The organism is Edaphobacter modestus, from assembly GCF_004217555.1.
Lineage (GTDB): Bacteria > Acidobacteriota > Terriglobia > Terriglobales > Acidobacteriaceae > Edaphobacter > Edaphobacter modestus.
Genome location: NZ_SHKW01000001.1, coordinates 3,786,243 through 3,806,288, shown reverse-complemented (window position 1 = coordinate 3,806,288; position 20,046 = coordinate 3,786,243). Strand labels below are relative to the sequence as shown.

Annotated in this window: 18 protein-coding genes; 11 read left to right on the top strand and 7 right to left on the bottom strand. The window is 58.1% G+C overall.

All coding sequences use genetic code 11. From position 1 onward, the window contains the following. Window positions 1–14: 14 nt before the first annotated feature. Entirely contained in the window at window positions 15–1,046 is a 1,032-nt protein-coding gene (gene mgrA / locus BDD14_RS16250) for an L-glyceraldehyde 3-phosphate reductase (RefSeq protein WP_130419721.1), read from the bottom strand. A 116-nt stretch (window positions 1,047–1,162) separates the two neighbouring features. Between mgrA and BDD14_RS16245 the strand changes: the two genes are divergently transcribed. Genes BDD14_RS16245 through aspS form a run of 4 tightly spaced genes read left to right on the top strand, consistent with a single transcriptional unit; the run spans window position 1,163 to window position 8,545 of the window. Beyond that, window positions 1,163–4,402 carry a DUF3857 domain-containing protein gene (locus BDD14_RS16245; protein WP_130419720.1) on the top strand — a complete coding sequence of 1,080 codons (3,240 nt, stop codon included), beginning with the start codon at window positions 1,163–1,165 and terminating at the stop codon, window positions 4,400–4,402. A gap of 38 nt (window positions 4,403–4,440) precedes the next feature. Further along, window positions 4,441–5,733, top strand: a complete 1,293-nt coding sequence (gene hisS / locus BDD14_RS16240; protein ID WP_130419719.1) for a histidine--tRNA ligase — start codon at window positions 4,441–4,443, stop codon at window positions 5,731–5,733. Window positions 5,734–5,756: 23 nt separating this feature from the next. Then, complete coding sequence (locus BDD14_RS16235; protein ID WP_130419718.1) at window positions 5,757–6,686, top strand: PIG-L deacetylase family protein; 930 nt, start codon at window positions 5,757–5,759, stop codon at window positions 6,684–6,686. A 35-nt stretch (window positions 6,687–6,721) separates the two neighbouring features. After that, window positions 6,722–8,545 (top strand): aspartate--tRNA ligase, encoded by a 1,824-nt coding sequence (gene aspS, locus BDD14_RS16230; RefSeq protein WP_130419717.1) that lies wholly within the window; start codon window positions 6,722–6,724, stop codon window positions 8,543–8,545. Between the two features lie 22 nt (window positions 8,546–8,567). On the opposite strand, the gene BDD14_RS16225 is transcribed toward aspS, so the two are convergent. The 3 genes from BDD14_RS16225 to BDD14_RS16215 form a co-directional block, all read right to left on the bottom strand. Continuing rightward, entirely contained in the window at window positions 8,568–10,115 is a 1,548-nt protein-coding gene (locus BDD14_RS16225) for a tannase/feruloyl esterase family alpha/beta hydrolase (protein WP_242617991.1), read from the bottom strand. Window positions 10,116–10,179: 64 nt separating this feature from the next. Further along, window positions 10,180–11,616, bottom strand: a complete 1,437-nt coding sequence (locus BDD14_RS32440; protein WP_207231756.1) for a hypothetical protein — start codon at window positions 11,614–11,616, stop codon at window positions 10,180–10,182. Between the two features lie 204 nt (window positions 11,617–11,820). After that, window positions 11,821–12,648 (bottom strand): rhomboid family intramembrane serine protease, encoded by an 828-nt coding sequence (locus tag BDD14_RS16215; protein WP_130419715.1) that lies wholly within the window; start codon window positions 12,646–12,648, stop codon window positions 11,821–11,823. Between the two features lie 261 nt (window positions 12,649–12,909). Here BDD14_RS16215 and BDD14_RS16210 point away from each other — a divergent pair, with 261 nt between their 5' ends. From BDD14_RS16210 to BDD14_RS16195, 4 genes are all read left to right on the top strand, one after another. Then, complete coding sequence (locus tag BDD14_RS16210) at window positions 12,910–13,107, top strand: hypothetical protein (RefSeq protein WP_130419714.1); 198 nt, start codon at window positions 12,910–12,912, stop codon at window positions 13,105–13,107. A gap of 35 nt (window positions 13,108–13,142) precedes the next feature. After that, window positions 13,143–13,532, top strand: coding sequence for a carboxypeptidase-like regulatory domain-containing protein (locus BDD14_RS16205; protein ID WP_130419713.1), 390 nt, complete (start codon window positions 13,143–13,145; stop codon window positions 13,530–13,532). A gap of 353 nt (window positions 13,533–13,885) precedes the next feature. Beyond that, window positions 13,886–14,713 (top strand): oxidoreductase, encoded by an 828-nt coding sequence (locus BDD14_RS16200; protein ID WP_130419712.1) that lies wholly within the window; start codon window positions 13,886–13,888, stop codon window positions 14,711–14,713. Window positions 14,714–14,819: 106 nt separating this feature from the next. Further along, window positions 14,820–15,623, top strand: a complete 804-nt coding sequence (locus BDD14_RS16195) for a DUF3050 domain-containing protein (protein WP_130419711.1) — start codon at window positions 14,820–14,822, stop codon at window positions 15,621–15,623. Between the two features lie 138 nt (window positions 15,624–15,761). Here the strand turns inward: BDD14_RS16195 and BDD14_RS16190 are convergent, their stop codons facing one another. Next, window positions 15,762–16,304: a GNAT family N-acetyltransferase gene (locus BDD14_RS16190; RefSeq protein WP_130419710.1), complete on the bottom strand. Its 543-nt coding sequence runs from the start codon at window positions 16,302–16,304 to the stop codon at window positions 15,762–15,764. 142 nt (window positions 16,305–16,446) lie between these two features. On the opposite strand from BDD14_RS16190, the gene BDD14_RS16185 reads away from it, so the two are divergent. The 3 genes from BDD14_RS16185 (at window position 16,447) to BDD14_RS16175 (ending at window position 18,396) form a co-directional block, all read left to right on the top strand. Continuing rightward, complete coding sequence (locus tag BDD14_RS16185) at window positions 16,447–17,001, top strand: RNA polymerase sigma factor (protein ID WP_130419709.1); 555 nt, start codon at window positions 16,447–16,449, stop codon at window positions 16,999–17,001. Next, complete coding sequence (locus tag BDD14_RS16180) at window positions 16,998–17,561, top strand: hypothetical protein (protein ID WP_130419708.1); 564 nt, start codon at window positions 16,998–17,000, stop codon at window positions 17,559–17,561. The genes BDD14_RS16185 and BDD14_RS16180 overlap by 4 nt, the downstream gene beginning before the upstream one ends. 82 nt (window positions 17,562–17,643) lie before the next feature. Then, the gene (locus BDD14_RS16175; RefSeq protein ID WP_130419707.1) at window positions 17,644–18,396 is read left to right on the top strand and encodes a hypothetical protein; all 753 of its coding nucleotides are present in this window, start codon (window positions 17,644–17,646) and stop codon (window positions 18,394–18,396) included. Between the two features lie 222 nt (window positions 18,397–18,618). Here BDD14_RS16175 and BDD14_RS16170 read toward each other — a convergent pair whose 3' ends face one another. Next, complete coding sequence (locus BDD14_RS16170; RefSeq protein WP_130419706.1) at window positions 18,619–19,695, bottom strand: Rieske 2Fe-2S domain-containing protein; 1,077 nt, start codon at window positions 19,693–19,695, stop codon at window positions 18,619–18,621. A 3-nt stretch (window positions 19,696–19,698) separates the two neighbouring features. Continuing rightward, window positions 19,699–19,839 carry a hypothetical protein gene (locus tag BDD14_RS31885; RefSeq protein ID WP_165420111.1) on the bottom strand — a complete coding sequence of 47 codons (141 nt, stop codon included), beginning with the start codon at window positions 19,837–19,839 and terminating at the stop codon, window positions 19,699–19,701. Between the last annotated feature and the right edge of the window lie 207 nt (window positions 19,840–20,046).

Here is a 20,046-nt window from a genome sequence, read left to right as displayed (position 1 = left end):
CTCTTGTTCCCAGCTTAGGCTGTCCCCTCTCGGGCTTCCTTCCAAAGATCCAGGTCGCCCTCTTTCGCGTGCTTGTCGATCGCCGCCAACTCCGCCTCCGTGAAATGGAGATTCTTGACCGCGTCAAGCGAATCGTTGAGTTGGTCCACGTTGCGCGCACCGATCAGGGCCGAAGTAACGCGTGAATCGCGCAGCACCCAGGCTATGGCCATCTGGGCAAGCGTCTGGTTTCGGCTCTGCGCGATCTCGTTGAGAGCACGAACGTTCTGGAGATTCTCTTCACTGAGAAAGTCCTTTCTGAGTGAACCCTCCTGGCTGGCGCGGGAGTTCTGCGGAACACCGCCAAGATACTTACTCGTCAGCAGCCCCTGCGCGAGAGGCGAAAACGCGATACAGCCCGCGCCAATCGTATCCAACGTCCCTAACAACTCGCGCTCGATCCAGCGGTTGAGCATGGAATAGGACGGCTGATGAATGAACAATGGAACACCTTCGCTGCGCAGGATATCAGCGGCCTCCAACGTGCGCTCCGGGCTATACGAGGAGATGCCGACATAAAGCGCCTTGCCCTGCCGAACCGCTTGGACCAGCGCACCCATGGTCTCCTCAAGCGGAGTATTCGTATCTGGCCGGTGCGAATAGAAGATATCGACGTAGTCGAGCCCCATACGGCGAAGGCTGTCGTCCAGCGAGGCGAGAAGGTACTTGCGCGAACCGCCGATGCCGTAGGGCCCAGGCCACATGTCCCAACCAGCCTTGGTGGAGACGATCAGCTCGTTGCGGTGCGGTTGGAGATCTTTGCGGAGGATCTGACCGAAGTTCTCCTCAGCCGAGCCATACGGCGGGCCGTAGTTGTTGGCGAGGTCGAAGTGAGTAACCCCGCGATCGAAGGCGCGGAGAACCATGGCACGTCCAGTCTCGAAGACGTCGGCTCCGCCGAAGTTCTGCCAAAGCCCGAGCGATACGGGAGGAAGAACGATACCGGACCTTCCACAGCGTCGGAACTCGGCTCGTTCGTATCGTTTGGCATCCGCAACGTAAGTCATTGAATTATCTCTCCTGGTCAGGCAAATGTGGGCGCTCTCTCGACAGGCGGGATTGGCCCGCGCCCAACTAACATTTTCATAGCTTACTGCTTCGATGTGCGGTATCTGTTACAGATATGCGTCTTACTGCTGCTCTGTTTGCCTTTGCCTTGGTGATGCCTACGATTTCGAGTATGGGTCAGGATGCCGGTGGGAGTTCCGCGACCCCCCAAAATGAAGCACATCTCAATCCTCAGGATGTGAGCCGACCATCGAACCCGAAGCCCGACTACTCGGCAGAATCCCTTGTCGTGGAACGGATGGATACCATCTACCGGTACGGTGAGAACGGAATTGGTTCTCGCGAAATCAGCGCGATCAACCTGGTTCAGTCCGACGCGACGGCACGCCAATACGGTGTACTGACAATTCCCTTTACTGGGAATAGCCAGCGTGTGGAAGTCGACTATGTGCGCGTCAGAAAGCCGGATGGTTCTCTGGTGGAAACCCCCGCGGCCGATGCGCAGGAGATGCCCCAGGAGGTTACACGTCAGGCTCCTTTCTACAGTGATTTAAAAGAGAAGCAGATCCCGGTTCGTAATCTGCAGGTCGGGGACCGGCTGGAGTACAAGGTCCGAATTCTGGACACGAAGGCTGAAGTTCCAGGGGAATTCTGGGGACAGGAGACCTTCGGAAGCTCGGCAGTTATCCTCAATCAGAGCGTGGAACTGCGCGTACCCAAGGCCACGTACGTGAAAGTCTGGAGCCCGGAACACCCTGCGACCAGGACAGAGACTGCAGACGAGGTGGTCTACCGGTGGACCGGCTCTCATCTGGAGCCTACCGTCGGCAAGGACGGCAAGGCAGTTCAGAGAGAGATTGACCCGAAAGGCGAACTGCCGACGATGGCATGGACGACCTTCAAAAGCTGGGAGGCCGTTGGCGCCTGGTATCGTGAGCTTGAAGCGGACCGCATTAGGCCCAATGAAACCATAAGAGCGAAGGTCTCGGAGCTCACTGCTGGAAAGCCCTCAGAGGCAGAGAAGGCGCAAGCACTCTACAGCTTCGTAGCTACCCAGATTCGCTACATCGGAGTCGCATTCGGAGTATGGCGCTACCAGCCGCACCCAGCAAGCGAAGTTCTGCGAAACCAGTACGGCGACTGCAAGGACAAGCACACGCTTCTCGCCGCAATGCTTTCCTCGGCCGGACTACATCCACAGGCAGCGCTGATCGGTGCCGGCATCAGGATGAACGAAGAAGTACCCTCACCGGCGGCATTCAATCACATGATTACGTTCCTTCCCACCGCTGGAACGCCGATCTGGCTGGATTCCACTTCGGAACTCGCCCCTTATCGGATGCTGGTCTCCCCGATTCGCGACAAGCAGGCACTGGTGGTTCCGGCGATGGGAACAGCCAGGATGGAAAGAACGCCGGTGGGGCTGCCGTTCCAATCGTTCTCGAAGTTCACTGCGAAAGGGACACTGACAAAGGACGGCACCATGAAGGCGCAGATCGAGCTCACGGAGCGCGGAGACGATGAGTTGATGATGCGAACTCTGCTGCGGCAGGTCCCCCGCGGACAATGGAATGAGCTGATTCAACGTCTATCGCAGGGACTCGGCTTTGGGGGCACCACGAGCAGCCCGGATGCCAGCCGCCCGGACCTGACGGCAGACCCCGTGAAGTTGACCTACAGCTACGAGCGCGAGAAGACGGGCGATTGGGATAACCACAGGATTGTTCCCCTCTTCCCAGTCGTCTTTCTGTCTTCGGTCGATGACAAGAACCCTCCGAAGAAGGTGCCCATCCAACTAGGAGAGCCGCGAGTGGAAACCTCGGTGTCCATCATCCAGCTTCCCGACGGCTGGGGCGTGGAGCTTCCGGCGGCGGTTCATCAAAAATCGTCCTTCGCGGCCTTTGACAAGACCTACAAGATTGAGGGCGAGACTCTGACGACGGAACGGAGAATAGAGGTCCTTCAGCGGGAGATTCCCGCTGCGGACTGGAAGAGCTACAAGAAATGGTTCGATGCGACCCTCGGCGATGGAGAATCCTTTATCCAGCTGATCGGCACTCCTCAAAACAAATCTTCTACCGCACAAGGTTCCGACGATGCGGCAAAACTCGTGCACGAGGCCTACGAGCAGGTGCAGCGGGGCGAACTCAACAGCGCCGAGGCGACACTGGACAAAGCCAAAAAGATTAATGAGAAGCAGCAGAGCCTCTGGAGCACCTATGGGTATATCAATTTCCAGCGGCACAACTGGGCCAATGCCATAGAGGCCTATAAAAAAGATATTGCCCTCAATCCGGACACACTGTGGGTTTACAACGCCATGGCACAGGCGCAGATGAATACTGCACATTTTGACGATGCGATAAAAACTCTGCGAGCTCTCAATCGACAGAACGGAGCAACAGACGACGACCGAAAACTCTTCGCAGCCGTGCTCACCTTCAGAGGACAGTATGACGAAGCGCTTCCTATAGTCGAATCGTTAGCCGTCAAATCGCCTGAAGACCTAAGGCTTCAGATCGAGTTCGGCGGAGTTCAGTTACGATCGGGACAAACCGCCGCTGGAGAGAAGACTATAGCCTCGGCGCTGGCTAAAACCTCCGACCCTTCTCTGTTAAATAATGGCGCAGACGAACTGGCGAACGCGGGAATCGATCTGGAACTGGCGGAGAAGAGCGCAAGGAAAGCTGTGGATGCGCTCACCGCAGATTCAAAAGAATGGAGACTTGACGCGACAGAAGAAGACGCGAAAAAGGTACAGGGGAAGCAAGCGTTATTGATCGCCGCCTGGGACACATTGGGGTGGACGCTTTACCGGGAAGGAAGACTCGATGAGTCCCAGAGCTACCTTCAAGCCTCATGGAACAACAGTCAGAGCGCGGAAGTAGGGCTTCACTGGGGAGAGCTCGCAGAGAAGCGAGGGCAAAAACAGGAGGCGCTGCATCGCTATACCCTTGCGTTTGCAACCACCCGCGACGCAATGCCCGAGGGAGCGCCGACGAAGGGACCAGACCTCATCAGCACAGAACTGCGAAAACGGATAGATATTCTGAAAAAACATGGCCTTACCAACTCCGTAAACATGCAGGGCGAACTCACGAAACAGAGGGCAATCCATGTTGGTTCCAGGGCGGGACAGAATCTCACGCTGGAGTATTCTTTCCTCATCGAGAAAGGAAGAGTCACACTGGTTAGTAGATCAGCTTCGGGCCAGTCGTCAGCAGACGAAGATGCGATGGTCAAGCGGGCAAACCTGGTGGGCTGGATCCCGCAGGATTCGGATGCGCATCTGCTCCGCAAAGGGTTTCTGAACTGTCATAGCGGGACCTGCGAGCTGATCGTTTATCCAATGTAACGAAGCAGACGCGTCGAATTTCGCTACACTGAAAGATAATGGCAACGATCAAGGCAGTACGCGGGACCAGGGACCTCCTCCCCCCGGACACCACACTTTGGAATCACGTAGAAGCCACGGCAAGAGCGGTCTTTGCGCGGTATGGTTTTGGCGAGATTCGCACACCTCTTTTTGAGGCGACGGAGTTGTTCGCCCGAGGCGTGGGCGAAGAGACCGACATCGTCTCCAAAGAGATGTACACGTGGGAGGATCGCGGGCGAGCCGAGAGCGACAAGGGCCAGAGCCTGACGCTGCGCCCGGAGAATACTGCCGGCGTCGTGCGTGCCTACATCGAGCACGGCATGGCCGACAGCGGAATGCTCGAGAAGCTGTTTTACATTGGCCCCCAATTCCGCCGCGAAAGGCCGCAGCGTGGCCGATATCGTCAGTTCTGGCAGATTGGCGCTGAAGTATTAGGACCGCCATGGTCGGGATCCGATTCAGCTCTACGCGACGCCGAGGTGCTGGAGATGCTCGCAACTCTGCTGGATGAGCTGGGCGTGAAGGGGTGGCGGCTGGCGCTGAATTCGGTCGGATCTGCCGAGGATAGAACGCGGTACAGCGCGGCGCTGCGCGAAGCACTTGCCCCTGTAAAGCACCTGATGTGTGAGGACAATCAGCGCCGCGCGGAGACCAATCCGCTACGCGTCCTCGACTCGAAGGAGCCCGGCGATCAGGAGATCATCAACGGCCTCCCCAAGATCGCCGACTTTCTCGGCGACGACTCACGTGCACACTTCGACCAGGTGAAGGCCGCGCTCGATGCGTGCGGCGTGCCGTACGTGATCGACCCGCGCCTTGTTCGCGGCCTCGATTACTACACCCGAACTACCTTCGAGTTCACCGTGCCTGACGGCAGCGGTCTCGGCACCCAGAACGCTCTGCTCGGCGGTGGCCGATACGACGGCCTGAGCGAAATGCTCGGCGGCCCGAAGGCTCCGGGCATCGGCTTCGCCATCGGCGAGGATCGGTTGATCCTGACGCTGCAGGCGCAGGCCGCAGAAAAGCAGCCAGCCAAGCTCGACGCCTTCGTTGCCCCCATGGGCGCGGCGCAGAATCCCGCGGCGCTGAAGCTTGCTCGCGAGCTACGCCGGGCCGGACTCACTATCGAAGTAGGTGACGGCAACTTCCGCCTCAAGAAGTCGTTCGAGGCCGCCGACAAACTGGCTCGCAAGATGGTGATCGTAGGCGAAGACGAGGTGAACTCCGGCCTGTTTACCGTGAAGAACTTCGCGGCAGGCGAACAGGAGAAGATTCCCCGCGAAGATCTGGCTACGGCGCTGAGCTCGTGATCCTGATTGCATAAGGAGGCCTGATGGAACGCAGAGGGTTCTTCAAAATGGCTGCGGCTGCTGGTCTCACCGGTGCTGCGCAGGCCGGTGCTCAGACCTCAGCAGCCCAGCCTGTCATCGAGCGAGCCAATGCCAACCAGCCCGGCCGAGGCAAGGTCTTCGCGTTGATTACGCCACACCTCGACGACGGGCCTATCTTCGCGGGAGGCACCGTGGCCAAGCTGCTCAACGAGGGCTACACCGGCTACTTCATCCGCGTCAGCAACGACGAGAAGGACTCCTACAACCTGACACTGGGTGAAACGGTGCTCGCAAACGAGCAGGACGCCGCACAGTTCGTCAAGGTCGCGGGCTTGAAAAAGTGCTACGACCTGAACTACCGCAACCATGGGCTCGACGACGTCTCGCGCATGGAGATCCGTGTGCGCCTCATCTTCCTCTTTCGCCCGCTGAAGGTCGATACCGTGCTTAGCTACGACCCCTGGGGACACTACGAGGAGAACCCCGACCACTACGTCACCGCGCAGGCCGTCGAGGCCGCTTGCTGGATGTCCGGCGACCATCTCGATTTCCCGGAGCAGTTCGAGGCCGGGCTGAAGGCCCACTCAGTCAGCGAGAAGTACTACTTCGCGCGCGGCCCGCAAATGGTTAACCGGGTCGTTGACATAGGCCCCACGCTGCAGCAGAAGATCACTTACATCCGCTCCTGCAAGAACATGATTACCAACATGGTCCGCAGCACGAATGAGTCGCTGGCCGGGCGTGGCCTGCGGGTAGCTGCCTTCACCGGCAGCCAGGACGCAGCCAGCGACGCTTACATTCAGGCCACCTTTATCGAGCGGGACAAGCGCGTGGGGGCCAGATATGGCCTCGAGTACGCCGAGGAGTTCCACTACATCGGCCCCGACCACTCGCTGGACGAATACATCCAGGCCCATGCCGAGCGTATTTAGCGATTCGGCCCGAAGCTTCGTACAATAGAGAGATTGTGACCCTCGACTTTTTAGGCAACTTGCAGCGCACCCACCGGTGCGGCGAGCTCCGTGTGGAGCAGGACGGACAGGATGTGGTTCTGATGGGCTGGGTGAACCGGCGTCGGGATCACGGCAACCTCATTTTTCTGGACCTACGCGATCGCACAGGCATCTCCCAGGTCGTACTGGACAAGGAATTTGCGGACGAAGCGCACGCGAAAGCTGAGACAGCGCGCTCTGAGTATGTGGTTGCCGTCAAGGGCAAGGTTCGCCGGCGCGAAGCCGGCCTCGAGAATCCGAACATGGCCACGGGAGCCATCGAGGTGGTCGCCAAAGATCTTCTGCTGCTGAACGAGGCGAAGACGCCTCCGTTTTCCCCTGCAGAGGACGACATTGCCAACGAAGAGGTACGGCTGAAGTATCGCTACCTGGATCTGCGTCGCGGGCAGATGCAGCGTAACTTCGCCCTGCGTCACAAGGTCGCGCGCGCCATTCGCGAATATCTCTCCGAAAACGGCTTCCTCGAGATCGAAACACCATTTATGACGCGCTCCACTCCCGAGGGAGCGCGCGACTACCTCGTCCCCAGCCGTATCCATCCGGGCGAGTTTTATGCGCTGCCGCAATCTCCGCAGATCTTCAAGCAGATCCTGATGATCTCGGGCTTCGACCGTTACTTTCAGATCGCACGCTGCTTCCGCGATGAGGACCTCCGCGCGGACCGTCAGCCGGAGTTCACCCAGATCGACCTTGAGATGACCTTTCCGCAGCAGGAGACGGTCTTCCGCGTGGTCGAAGGCTTCCTCACCGCCGCCTTCAAGACGGCAGGTATCGAGCTCAAGGCTCCGTTCGTGCAGATGACCTACGACGAAGCCATCCGGCAGTACGGCATCGACAAGCCGGACATGCGCCTGCCCGCGATGGTAGAGCTGACCGATGAGTTGACACCCGAGCTTCGCGAACAGCTGAAGATCGAGCAGAAGCTGCCCGTCCTCAGCTTCATCATCCCGAAGGCCGGCGGACTCAGCGGCACCGAGCGGAAGAAGCTCATCAGCGAAGTGCGCGCAGGCTTCGGCGAGAGCGGGCTCGACCTGCTCGACACCGAGCGCCTGAAGACAAGCGAGACCTTTGCTCCACTCGCCGCGACGATCACGCAGAAGCTCGAAGCCGGAGCCGATGACCTGACCGTCGTCGTCACACCCAAGCTCGGCACGCCCGAGAAGTGGAACTACGATCCGCAGTGGATCTACAAGCGCGTCGGCGCCCTGCGTCTCCAGCTTGCACAGAAATTCGCTGACAAGCACGGCCTTTTCACACAGACCGGCACCGCAGAGGACTTCAAATTCCTCTGGGTCACCGACTTCCCCATGTACGAGTGGGATGAAGAGACGAAGACCTGGAACGCGGCGCATCATCCCTTCACCTCGCCGCACGAGGATGACATCAAGTCCGGCGCTTTATTCAACGACAAGGGAGCCGTTCGCGCTTTAGCCTACGACATCGTACTTAACGGGACCGAGCTGGGCTCGGGCTCTATCCGTATTCACCGTCAGGATGTGCAGGCGGAGATCTTCCGCTCGCTGGGTATGAGCGACGAAGAGGCCAAGGAGCGTTTCGGCTTCTTCCTCGATGCGCTTGAGTATGGCACACCTCCACACGGCGGCATCGCACTCGGCCTCGACCGCATCGTGATGATCCTCGCAGGAGCCTCAAGCCTGCGCGAAGTCATCGCCTTCCCGAAGACCGCAAAGGCAATCGACCTGATGGTCGACGCGCCAAGCCCGGCAACCGAGCAGCAGATGAGAGAGCTGCATCTGAAGACGGTCGTGCGAAGCTAGCTCTTTGGCAACACAACACTCGTCATTTCGACACGCAGGAGAAGTTCTCGGCCTCGTCGATGCTTCCCTCGCCCTTATACCGCGCAACCTGCGGATAAGGGCAGAGCGGCCGGGTGCGATCGACCTTGCCTCCAGTGTGATGCGCAGCGACGATCCGCTCCGGAGACTTGCCTCGCTCCACCCAGTCCTCAATCACCGCAATCTTGTCGAAGCTGTCCGGACCTTCTCCACCGGAACAATGTCCCATGCCCGGAACCATGAAGAGACGCATCCACTCCGATGCATGTGCGGGATCTCCACTCATCTCGGCCGCGGAATGATAGAAATCGACCGTTGAACCAGGTGCGACCTGCTGATCTGCCCAGCCATGATAGAGCAGCAGTCTTCCACCATGTTTCGCGAAGGCGGCAAGGTGCGGATCAAGCTCGTCGACGTCTTTGTCGATTGCATTCGCCTTGGCCGAGTCGCGCTCGAGATCGAAGGTGCGCCAATCCCATTTAGCGTCCTGATAGACGACATAGCGAAACTGATCGAGAAATAAATCGTCTGGCTCGGGCCCTCCCGCCAGACGACCCCACCGAAGCTCGGTGCCCGGTTCGAGGCGCGGAAAGAGTACTTTGCCCGAGGAGTTCTTCGCGGGGCTGAGAATGGTCTGCGCGGTATGCACCTGGCTGGGCGTGAGACAGTCAGGTCGATCGCCGGCTTTACACGTCAGTACAGTGAAATCCACATGGCAACCTTCAGGATTGTCAATGAGGCCGTCTTTCAATCCATCCTTTGCATCGCAGGCGTCGAGAACGGCGCGATGAATCATCGGATACTTCGCCGGTGGGATAAAGTCCCGCGAGTCCTTGAACGTCTCATTCGCCAGCCAAAGCGCCCATGCATTGCGTCGAACGTTTGCCGGATCGCCGGCGATGATTCCGTCGAACTCCTCCGGGAAGCGATAAGCCTGTAACAGCCCCTCACGACCACCACCGGAGCAGCCGTTCCAATACGCGTAGCGCTGGGGACGACCATAGAAGGCTTTGATCAAAACCTTCGCCTCGGTCGTCGTCTCGTGTTCGGCACGGTAGGCAAAGTCGATAAACTTCTCCGGATGGCCCACGATAAAGCTGGCGCTTGGTCCCGTGTGTCCATCATCGGTCGCACTGGTCGCATATCCCCTGCGCAGGGCCTCGGCCATGGCATCGTAGGCCAACGAACCTCCCCATCCGCCACTGCCGACGGCCATGTATTTACCATTCCAGCCGGAGGAGGGAAGCCATATCTCCGCATGTATCTCGGAATCAGCCGTCGGCCTCAGGATCACTGCGACGCGGCAGAACGCAGGCAGGCTTTGAATCTTCTTTCCACCTGACCCCACGGTCAGATCACCCTCTGCGATTGCTTTTGCACTCTGGATGACGGTCTTTCGTGAAGCTGGACTCGAGAGTTCCTCGCACGACTGCGCATGGACCATGGACAGGGAAACGGAAGTGAAAGCAACCGCGACGAGCAACCATCGTTCGTTCATGACGAAACTATAGCGGCTCCCATGCCTGGAATCACCCCATCTTGTACGGCTCATGCCAAAGTGCCGCGCCCTGAAGAACAGAACGCGGCACTTTTGGTTGGCGCGACTTGCGAAATAACTACTGCACGGTAATGGTGATGGTCTTGCTGCTTCGATCGAACTGGTTGGTTGCGTAAAGCGTGTAGGTTGTCGTCGTCGTCGGATGAACCGTAACGCTGTGTCCGCGTACGGCCCCGGCTTCGGGCGAGACGATGTAGTAGCTTGCATTGTCAGCAGCCCAGCTCAACGTCACTGCCGTGCCGGCCGAAACGGTCGCGTTGTCGGCGGTAAAGCTGGTGATGTTGGGAGCGCTGCCGCTGGGAACATTCGAAGGGGTGTAGACCGTTCCGGACTGCACCACCTCAAACGCCGACGCAGGAACCTGCTTCAGCGAATTGAGGTCATCGTTGTTCCAGCGGTCGTCAGGCGCGCCGATCATGAACATGTTGCTGCCATTGTCGGCATTGATCAGGCCATAGTTCTTCAACGCGGTAAGAATGACCTTAGCCTGCGGAGGGAACGATGAGATGTCAAAGTTTGCCTTGAGCCTCATGCGCATGCCCATGGGCGCGGCATTCGGATCGGACGAGTTAGGCGCCCAGTGCGAAGCCGGAGCCACGAAGGCCTGACGACTGCGACTAAGCGTGACACGGATTGCGTGATCGATGTGGCCGGCTGCAACCTCGTCATATCGCACGAGGCCCGGGAACACGGGAAGACCAGCCGCATCGGTAGAGGTCCATCGGAATGGACGTGCGTTTTCGTTGAGCATATCCCAGACCGCTCCGGCCGCGGCCTGCCATGTTCCGTCTCCCTGTGGGGAAGCGGCGCCGATCTCATAGAGCCAGCAGTTATCGCGATCCAGGACGAGGACGTGGCGATCTCCATCCCCGGGATTTGGAGCGCCTTCGATCAGCGTTGAGGTCGAGATGGGCATGGGGCCCGGATCGCTCTCATCGCCATACAAGTTGTAGTTGATTGTGGTGAAGGGTGAGCCGCTCACTACGGTATAGGGAATCCCGATGATGTTTCCATCATAGGTTCCGGAACCGAAGTTTGCGCGGAGGCTGGAACCTCCAATGAAGTTGATCAGGTTGCCGGAATTGCCATCGACTGGCGCGTTGGCAACGTTCTGCCGCCACGCGCTGTTGGCCTGAAAAGGAACGAAGCCATTCAGATTCGCACCCGCGCCGAGATCCATCACACTGCAAGCAGACGGTGTGGGGGTCGTCGCCGGAGGAGTGGTGGGCTCTGTAGGAGTGGTAGTCGGAGGAGACGTCGGCTCCGTGGGAGGCGTTGCGGGCGGAGTTGTAGGCTCCGTCGGGGTTGTCGTTGGAGGAGTCGTCGGCTCCGTCGGAGTGGTAGCAGGTGGAGTCGTCGGCGTACTTGGCGGCGGCGTCACTGGCGCAGGCGCCTTGAGTTTCACGATGGTGTAGCGCGTATTCGAACCTTGTCCATAGCTAAACGTACTTGCGGACAAGGCAATAAGGGCCAGCATGGGGAGGGTGCGTGGCATAGATGGCGTTTCTCCTTGATGGCTGTTTCGTGCAAGCCATTGTTGACTGGTTAATACGCCAAGGACAGAATTTTTTTGGGAAGGTTACTGACTGTAGACCCGGGGGGAATGCTCTGCGGTGCGGCTGCCTGTAACGTCAGAACTAATTTCGCAATTATAGAGGAACGAGCCTCTCGGTCTATAAAATGCGGTTCGGAAAAATTTTTAATTCATCCAGCGTTTATCGTTTGGATCACGGCGGAGCTCGTCTGGATCGATATAGCGTCCGTCCTTATCAAAGTGTACCTCGCGATTCTGTTTCCGCATATACACTTCGAACTTTCGCGCTGCCCGGCGCCGCTTGTACCGGTAGTAACTGTTACGTAAACCATACAGCCGTTCCGTCACACCGAACGCGAGTCCCCGGCGCGGAGCAAAACGTACAAACAAAAAACCGGCGAGAGCCCCCGAAAGCTGTAACAGGGCCCCAAAATTATCGGATTGTTTCAGCAGAACGGCGATCGCGATCAGGATATAAATCGCAACCATATACTTCGCCTTGATTCGGACCAGAAACCAGAGCAGAAATTCCTGGTCTCCGAAAAGCATGGCGATCGCCACAAGAAGGCCGAAGATACCCGCCCACGCCCCTACAGCAACCGCATCGGGCCGAAGGCCGAACACGTGCGTGAACGAGATCGCCGAGGCTATCGCCGCTCCGCCAATCACCGAACTCCAGTAAAGCTCCGTAAGCCACCGGCTGCCGTAACTTCCCTCAAGCAACGACCCAGTAAACCAAAGGGTCAGCATGCTGAAAACAATGGACAGAATTCCGGGATTAATCAGCGAATAGGTGAAGAGCTGCCACAACTCCCCCCGAACAACCGCGAGTGGCTCCAGTAACAGATGGGCCGTCAAAATGCGATTCAGACCAGGGGATACCCATGAAAGCAGGGCGAGTGCGAAGAACACCCCCACATTCAGCAGGATCAGCCTGCGTACGGCTCCTCCGAAGGAGGGCAAAGCGAGCGGGATGGATCCGGTACGGCGCATGGTGATTCGTCTCTTTTATTTCATCACAGCACGCGCCTTTGTGCTCGACCTAGTGACCTCAGACCAGTTCCCGTTTTAGACGCCCCACGGTTCGGTGGACGACAAGGCAGCCGAGTGGGGAAACCAGGTAATGGGCGAATCCTTCGAAGGAAAGATCAGCATGGATCATCGTTAAGCTTGACGCCCCGTCTCAGGGAGTCGATAAATTATTAGCGGACCCGGGGAACGGCTAGCCCATCCGCTCCACTGGGGAGGCTCATTATGGCTACATTATGTCCCGAATGCGATAACCCGCTCGATTTCGACGACGAACTGGACGAAGGCGAAACGATTCAGTGCGACGAGTGCGGCATGGAGCTGGAGGTTGTCTCAACCGATCCGCTTCAGCTGGCACCGGTCGAGGAGGCCAGATATGACGATGAGGATATCTCTCACCTGCCCAGCGAAGATGACGAGTAAATTCGCCTTCGGGAGCCGATCCGTATACTGGAACCATGAAAGGTTTCTCCTTGCTTCCCTCTTGCATTGGTAAAGCCGCCCTGGTGTTCTCGTCGTTCTGTGCCACCACTGTTCTGCCTGCGGTTGCCGCAGTCCCGGCTGCCGCACAGCAACGAGGTCCCGTGCAGCGCATCGTTCAGGGCAAAGTGACCGATCACGCAAACTCTTTCATCAAGGGGGCCGTCGTCTATCTCAAGGATGGCCGGTCCGTGAAGAGCTTTATCGCAAACGATCAAGGAGAGTACCGCTTCGGCCAACTCGCTCAGAATACGGATTACGAGATCTGGGCGGAAGAGAACGGAAAGAAGAGCGATGTCAAAACCATCAGCTCCTTCGATAGCAAGAATCACTTCTACATCGATCTGAAGATCGACACGAGCAAGTAGTCTCCAATAGAGAGCGAACTTCGCTGTACGAGCGAAAGTCACCGCACGAACAGGGAAACATCCGCCGCTGCGCCATGGATTCCGTTACCCGAGGGCTGCAAGACAGTCCCCGGGTCTGGTTGATCATGGTTCAAGGTTAGAAGATATACGCAATCTTGAACTGGGTCGCGCCTAACGACCGGCAGCATCTGGCCCTGCGTCCTTATGCGCCACTCATCATGCCTTCAAATCGTCTTCGCCCCTCTCACCCTCCGCGCCGGTAGAGCCGTCTGGAATCGCCTCGGAGTTCGGAAGTATCGTATATCCAGATAAGAACGAAACACGACGTTTCGATATTCCGCGAGGAGGACATCATGGCACAGAAGGTATGGTTCGTTACAGGCGCATCCCGTGGGTTCGGTGCCCAGATCGCGAAGGCGATCCTCGCCGCAGGCGACAGGCTCGTCGCAACAGCGCGTAAGGCCGAGGCGCTGAGCTATCTCTCACAGCAGGACAATCTCCTGCCCCTCGCCCTCGACGTCACCGACGAGAAGCAGGCCCGGCAGGCCGTCGATGCCGCGCTTGCCCGCTTCGGCCGCATCGATGTCCTCGTCAACAACGCCGGCTACGGCATCCTCGGCGCCGTCGAGGAGACCAGCGCCACCGAAGTGGAAAATGTCTATCGCACCAATGTCTTCGGCTCGCTCAATCTCATCCGCGCCGTGCTTCCCGCCATGCGGCAACAGCGATCCGGCCACATCATCAACATCTCTTCCATCGGAGGCTACGGTGCTTACGCGGGCTGGGGAGTCTACGGCTCCACGAAGTTCGCAATCGAAGGCATCACCGAAGCATTGCACGCCGAGCTTGCACCCCTCGGAATTCACGCCACCGTCGTCGAGCCCGGTTTCTTTCGTACCGACTTTCTCGACCCAAGCTCCCTCGTCACAACCCGGTCTCGTCTCGACGATTACGCCGAGACCGTTGGCAGGACGCGTGACTTCGCCGGTGGCCACAGCGGTCAGCAGCCCGGCGATCCCGCGAAGCTGGCGCAGGCGTTCCTCCGATTGGTCAATGCTCCTGAACCACCTCTGCGCCTTCCCCTCGGGACCGACACTCTCGCCCGGATCGCCGAGAAGAACGTCTTCGTCGAAAAAGAACTCGAACAATGGCGTTCGCTCTCCGTCTCCACCGATTTCTAAAGATTCCGTTCGTCCCACTCATGCAGGCTCATCGATGGGCAGCAAGTCTGATAGACCTGGGTCAGAGCGTCGGTTTCTCTTAGGCCCACGTTCGAAGGTGAAAGGAATGCTCGTCTGGAACGATAATGGGAAGGTGCAGATCACCGAAATACCCCCCTCCATCAAAGCCATGGAGTTGCGTCTCAGCCCTCTGCGTCAGCAACTCCACTCGCATTCTCTGTACAACAGAATTCACCATCTCAGCGATATTCGTCTGTTCATGGAATCCCATGTCTTTGCCGTCTGGGATTTCATGAGTCTCCTGAAGGCATTGCAACGGACGTTGACCTGCGTCGATGTCCCCTGGGTGCCGACACCATTCCCCAGGAGCCGTCGCTTCATCAATGAAATCGTCCTCGGCGAAGAGAGCGACGAATATCAGGGTCGCGCCATCAGCCACTTTGAGCTTTACCTCGAAGCCATGGAACAGGCCAAGGCAGATACCCGCCCTATCCGTAGATTGCTGAGCAGCGTTTCGCGCGACCCAGGAGAATTGATCTTCGACGACGTTCCACCTGCGGCCAAAGAGTTCGTTGCGGCGACCTTCCAGACAATCCGCAATGGGTCTCCGGCTGCACTTGCCGCTGCATTTGCCTTCGGTCGCGAAGATGCCATTCCAGCAATGTTCCGGTCATTGGTACGCCATCTAAGTCATACACTCGACGGCGAACTCGATCTCTTCGTCTGGTATCTGGAACGGCATATTGAAATCGACGGTGAGGATCACGGACCTCTCGCGCTGAAGATGGTCTCCGATCTGTGCGGAGACCATCCCGAAGCCTGGGAAGATGCCTCTCTGGCCGCCGAACAGGCATTGCGTGCACGGCTCAGGCTGTGGGATGGTGTACTGGCTCAGATCGACGGGAGATAGGCGGTCCCACTTCGTGGCCAAAAAAGCCGGGGTCGATCTTATAACCAATGCAATAGAAATAAACTTGAATGGGCTATTTACTTGTGGCTCCTCCAAGGGAATGTCGTCCGCCAGTGGATCACAGGCCGCTTGTCTTGCTCAGCGCAGGTTGAGCCGGTAGCGGATGGTACCGGGCTCCTCGCCGTCGCCGTCGAAGGTGAGGCCGCACTTCTCCATCACGCGGATCGATCGCGGCAGCGACGGGAAGGTGTGCGCGATGATGCTTGCGACCCTTCCATCGCTGCGTAGAAATTCGATCAGCGCTTGTGTGCCCTCGGTAGCGAAGCCCTGGCCCTCAAACGAAGGCAGGATACCGTAGCCGATCTCGCAGGTGCCAGGAGGATCGTTTTTACTAAAGGCCCCCAGCGAGCCTATCAGTGTGCGCGTTCCATCGGGCTGCGGCAGGGCGACGTAACGATTCCAGCCGACCTGGTCCGGATGCTCGCGAAACTGTTTGAGGAAGAAGTCGAAGACGTGCGGCTCCCAGTGGATGGGAGGCCACTCGCGATGAATGGTGCAGCCGATGCGTTCTCCAAAGCGGCGGTAGTCGCCGCCTGCTGACTGCTCGATGAGGACGCTCTCCGGTGTGAGTGCGATGAGAGCGAGCCGTGACGTAAGAATGTCCGAAGGGTGCAATGACATTGCGGCAAATCTCCTGAATCGGCATGCGGGCAACGAGAGCTGGGCTGAAATAATTCAGCATTCAGGCAATCATAGACAAGCGGCCCAAAATTATTCTCGAGCGGAAGGACGGTTTCGCCGTCTGTCCTGATAGATGGGATCTATGGCATCGATCGAGGAATATAGCCTGGTATTGTCTTCCATAAGGAGCGCCGGTTCGGAGATCGACCTGACAGCTCTGGTAGAGACATACTCCACGCTTCTCTTCCGCGTCGCCTTCTCGCTCCTGCGCTCTCAGGCAGAGGCCGAGGACATGGTTCAGGACGTCTTCGTTCGCGTCCTCGAACACCAGCGATCTCTGCCCGAAGTGCGGGAGATGCGTGTCTGGCTGGTCCGCATCGCCTGGAACCTCGCCATCGACCGACGCCGGCGTATCAAGCCTGATCAGATGGACGTCGTCCTCGCAGAGACCCTTGCAGCAACCAGCATCTCCGCCGAAAAGGCGCTCGACGAGGCTCAGCGTATGCAGGCCGTTCTGCGCGAGCTCGAGAGACTGCCGAAGGTCGAGCGCCACGTCCTTCTTCTCTCGTCGCTTGAAGATCTGAATACAAGAGAGATCGCTACCGTTCTGGGGAAAACCGAATCGGCCGTCCGTGGGCTGCTCTCCCGTGCCCGAACCCGTCTGCGGGAGAGGCTCGAGAAGGGAGGGAGGAAATGAAGAATTCTGAAGATGCAATCACCAAAGTGCTGGCCGGTCTGCGGGACTCTCCCGCTCCCACGGGCATGGAACGCCGCATCCTCAAGGCACTTGAAGATCCGGCAAACCTGCGGACCCGATCGCGCTGGCGCTGGCTCTCGATCCCGGGCTACAGGACACCAGCCGCATGCAGTCTCGCACTGGCGGCGGTGGGCGCAGTTATCCTCACCCTCATCGGTCCCCCACGCCGCCCTCCTGCGAAACAGGCGGACACGCAGAGAAACTCTCATACCGCAAATCTGCACTCTGCCAAAGAATCCGCTGGCGAGGTTCCAAATACCCAGACCACCGGCGCCGCTACGCGAAGCCTCTGTTCGAAACGGCATGGAAAAATGCCGCACATTCGGACCACAGCCGATGCAGATGCCGCAGAATCCGCCGCAATCCGTCCCGCCAACATCCCTCCGCCTCCCATGCCCCTGACCAGGCAGGAAAGACTTCTGCTGCAAATTGCACGTGTGCAGCCCCATGTTCAGCTCGCTGAGCTGAGCTCCGCCAGAAGAGCAGCCCAGGATGAGTAGGAGAGAGGTGAGTTTGAACGATTCTTTGATCCAAAAAAGACGGAAAAGACCGATGAGGCACAATGACCGCGAAAGGCGAACAATGAACCGTACCCATGGAATCCTCAAAGCCGCACTGATCCTGATCATGAGCGCGACCGCCGCATGGTCACAGCCCAGCTCCGCGCAGCGCGAGCCCACTTCCGTCCAGACCTACCACCTCAAAAACACCACTCAGATGCAGGACGGGAACGAAATTTTTGAGGCGTTGCGCAATACTCTTACACCCCAAGCCAAGATCACATTCATCCGGTCGCAAAATGCTTTCCTTATAGAGGCGACTCCCGACCAGCTTGCGCTTGCCGAGAAGATCCTCAACGAGCTCGATCCTCGGAGGAATACTTATCGCCTGACGTACACGATCATCGACAGGGACAGCACGAAGCGCATCGGGGAACAGCACTATTCCATGATTGTTGTCGCCGGCCAACGAACGCTGATGAAGCAAGGTAGCAGGGTGCCGATCATGGTGAGCGACAACAAAAACCCCGCCAGCTCCACAGTCACTTACATTGATGTAGGCATGAACTTCGAGGCCACTCTCACCGAAGCAGAAGGTGGCGCGAGCCTCAGGACAAGGGTAGAGCGCTCCAGCACGGCAGAAGAGAAATCTGCCGTAGCTCCACAGGATCCCATAGTGCGGCAGTCTCTGGTTGAGGGAACGTCTTTTCTGACACTCGGCAAACCACTGACCATCGGCTCCCTCGACGTCCCCGACAGCACCCGTCATCTCGATATAGAGGTAACGATTGAGTCATTCGCTCCCGATGCCCAGAAAAAGCCTGTCAAGCCCTGAAACGATGCAACTAGCAGATAAAAGAGTAGATAGACTCTGCCGATTTCCTGGTTTCCACCTGCTCTTCTTAAAAGAAGAGGAATCCCCCGGCGACCATTGCCGGGGATTCGTTTTTCCAGAGAGAGAGAGAGAGAGACCCGTAGGGAGGCGTCCCTCGAAGGTCCAAAGCTAAGTCTTTTTATCGGAAGATTTTGCAACAAATCGATGGGAGGGGGAGGGTACCTAACTCCTCCAGTGCAACGTTACAGGCCCCGTGAGCGGATGTTCGTCTGTTCCATTCAGCCGTGCCTGCTTCAGCGCGAAATACCACTTCGCTGGCTTGTCTGCATCGTCGATCAGCATCAGCGCCGGATGGAACCGCAGCCCCTGCGCCTGCTCGATCATCGTCTCCTGGTCCTGACGCACGAACCGCGCCCCAAAGAACCGTGCGATCGAAGTCACCAACGGAACGTTGTAAAACACATTCCACGCCGCGATCACATCGATCCGGCACGTCGATGCGGTAACCGGCGTGATCGTCGTCAGGCTTGAGAACCACTTTGCGCCGGCACGGATCGTCTCGTAACGCCGATTCGGGAGTACAAAATCGATCGTCGTGGTAATCGGCTCACCGTACACGCCAAGCAGCTTGTAAGGAGCCGAATTCGCGCTGGGAGCATGCGATGACATTCGGAATCCCTGCGGTATAGGCTCGAAGTGTTTTTCCTTCTCGTGAATACTCGCCCGGCTGCGCCACCACCACGCCTGGTGTACAAACGGCCCATGCGCAGGATCCATCAGCCCGATGATCCCATGATCGACGTTGCAGGGAAGATCGGCCACCAGGTGCGCGCTGCGATATCGATCGGAGAACTTCGGAAGCTCCGGAACTGGCGGCACAGATCCGGCCAGCCGCCCCGAACCTGGCTCAGGAAGATAGACCCACGCATACCCGTCCCGCTCCTCGCAGGGATAGGCACCTGCATAGATCTTTCCGGGATCGAGAATCTCGAACTTCGTCAGCGAGGGAATCTCAGTGCACTGCCCGGAACACGGTTCGAACTTCCAGCCGTGATACTTGCACTGAACATTCTCACCATCGAACCATCCCGCCGAAAGCGGAATCCCGCGATGCGGACAGAGATCGCGCATCGCGAAGATCCTTCCATCGCGCTTGCGGCCCAGCACCAACGGGACGCCCAACAGAAGCGCCTGCGTCATCCTGCCCGCCCGCAGATCGCCAGAGCGCAGCCCCGGATACCAGTCGCCGAAGATCAGCTCCGCCGGAGGCGCAGGTGCAATGATCTGTTCATAGCTCATCACTCAAATCTTCTCGGTTGTCTGCTCATTGATCGCGGACACCACTTCATCATAGGGGATGGAACCAGCATCCGGAGTGTTGACCGCCTTGAAGTCATTCGGTACGCTAAAACCATATGTCAGCAGGGATTTCCAATCTCTCATCTCTCGCTGTCATGAGCTCGGAGGCACCTCTAAAACAGGAACACTCCAGTCTTCCAGCCCCTGAAAACAAGTACTGTCTTTTGTGGCCGGTCCATTTCGGCAACAATGGCCATGTGCTCGCGATCCACACGCCCATCTCCAGGTTCGGCGCTCTCGAGCAACTCCGCTCTCGCTTCAGCGATCTCCAGTTGAGCGAGTCTCCCTTCC

Coding starts and splice junctions, on each gene's coding strand:
- mgrA (WP_130419721.1), bottom strand. CDS start 1,046: ATGACTTACGTTGCGGATGCCAAACGATACGAACGAGCCGAGTTCCGA.
- BDD14_RS16245 (WP_130419720.1), top strand. CDS start 1,163: ATGCGTCTTACTGCTGCTCTGTTTGCCTTTGCCTTGGTGATGCCTACG.
- hisS (WP_130419719.1), top strand. CDS start 4,441: ATGGCAACGATCAAGGCAGTACGCGGGACCAGGGACCTCCTCCCCCCG.
- BDD14_RS16235 (WP_130419718.1), top strand. CDS start 5,757: ATGGAACGCAGAGGGTTCTTCAAAATGGCTGCGGCTGCTGGTCTCACC.
- BDD14_RS16225 (WP_242617991.1), bottom strand. CDS start 10,115: ATGAGCCGTACAAGATGGGGTGATTCCAGGCATGGGAGCCGCTATAGT.
- BDD14_RS32440 (WP_207231756.1), bottom strand. CDS start 11,616: ATGCCACGCACCCTCCCCATGCTGGCCCTTATTGCCTTGTCCGCAAGT.
- BDD14_RS16215 (WP_130419715.1), bottom strand. CDS start 12,648: ATGCGCCGTACCGGATCCATCCCGCTCGCTTTGCCCTCCTTCGGAGGA.
- BDD14_RS16210 (WP_130419714.1), top strand. CDS start 12,910: ATGGCTACATTATGTCCCGAATGCGATAACCCGCTCGATTTCGACGAC.
- BDD14_RS16205 (WP_130419713.1), top strand. CDS start 13,143: ATGAAAGGTTTCTCCTTGCTTCCCTCTTGCATTGGTAAAGCCGCCCTG.
- BDD14_RS16200 (WP_130419712.1), top strand. CDS start 13,886: ATGGCACAGAAGGTATGGTTCGTTACAGGCGCATCCCGTGGGTTCGGT.
- BDD14_RS16195 (WP_130419711.1), top strand. CDS start 14,820: ATGCTCGTCTGGAACGATAATGGGAAGGTGCAGATCACCGAAATACCC.
- BDD14_RS16190 (WP_130419710.1), bottom strand. CDS start 16,304: ATGTCATTGCACCCTTCGGACATTCTTACGTCACGGCTCGCTCTCATC.
- BDD14_RS16185 (WP_130419709.1), top strand. CDS start 16,447: ATGGCATCGATCGAGGAATATAGCCTGGTATTGTCTTCCATAAGGAGC.
- BDD14_RS16180 (WP_130419708.1), top strand. CDS start 16,998: ATGAAGAATTCTGAAGATGCAATCACCAAAGTGCTGGCCGGTCTGCGG.
- BDD14_RS16175 (WP_130419707.1), top strand. CDS start 17,644: ATGAACCGTACCCATGGAATCCTCAAAGCCGCACTGATCCTGATCATG.
- BDD14_RS16170 (WP_130419706.1), bottom strand. CDS start 19,695: ATGAGCTATGAACAGATCATTGCACCTGCGCCTCCGGCGGAGCTGATC.
- BDD14_RS31885 (WP_165420111.1), bottom strand. CDS start 19,839: ATGAGAGATTGGAAATCCCTGCTGACATATGGTTTTAGCGTACCGAAT.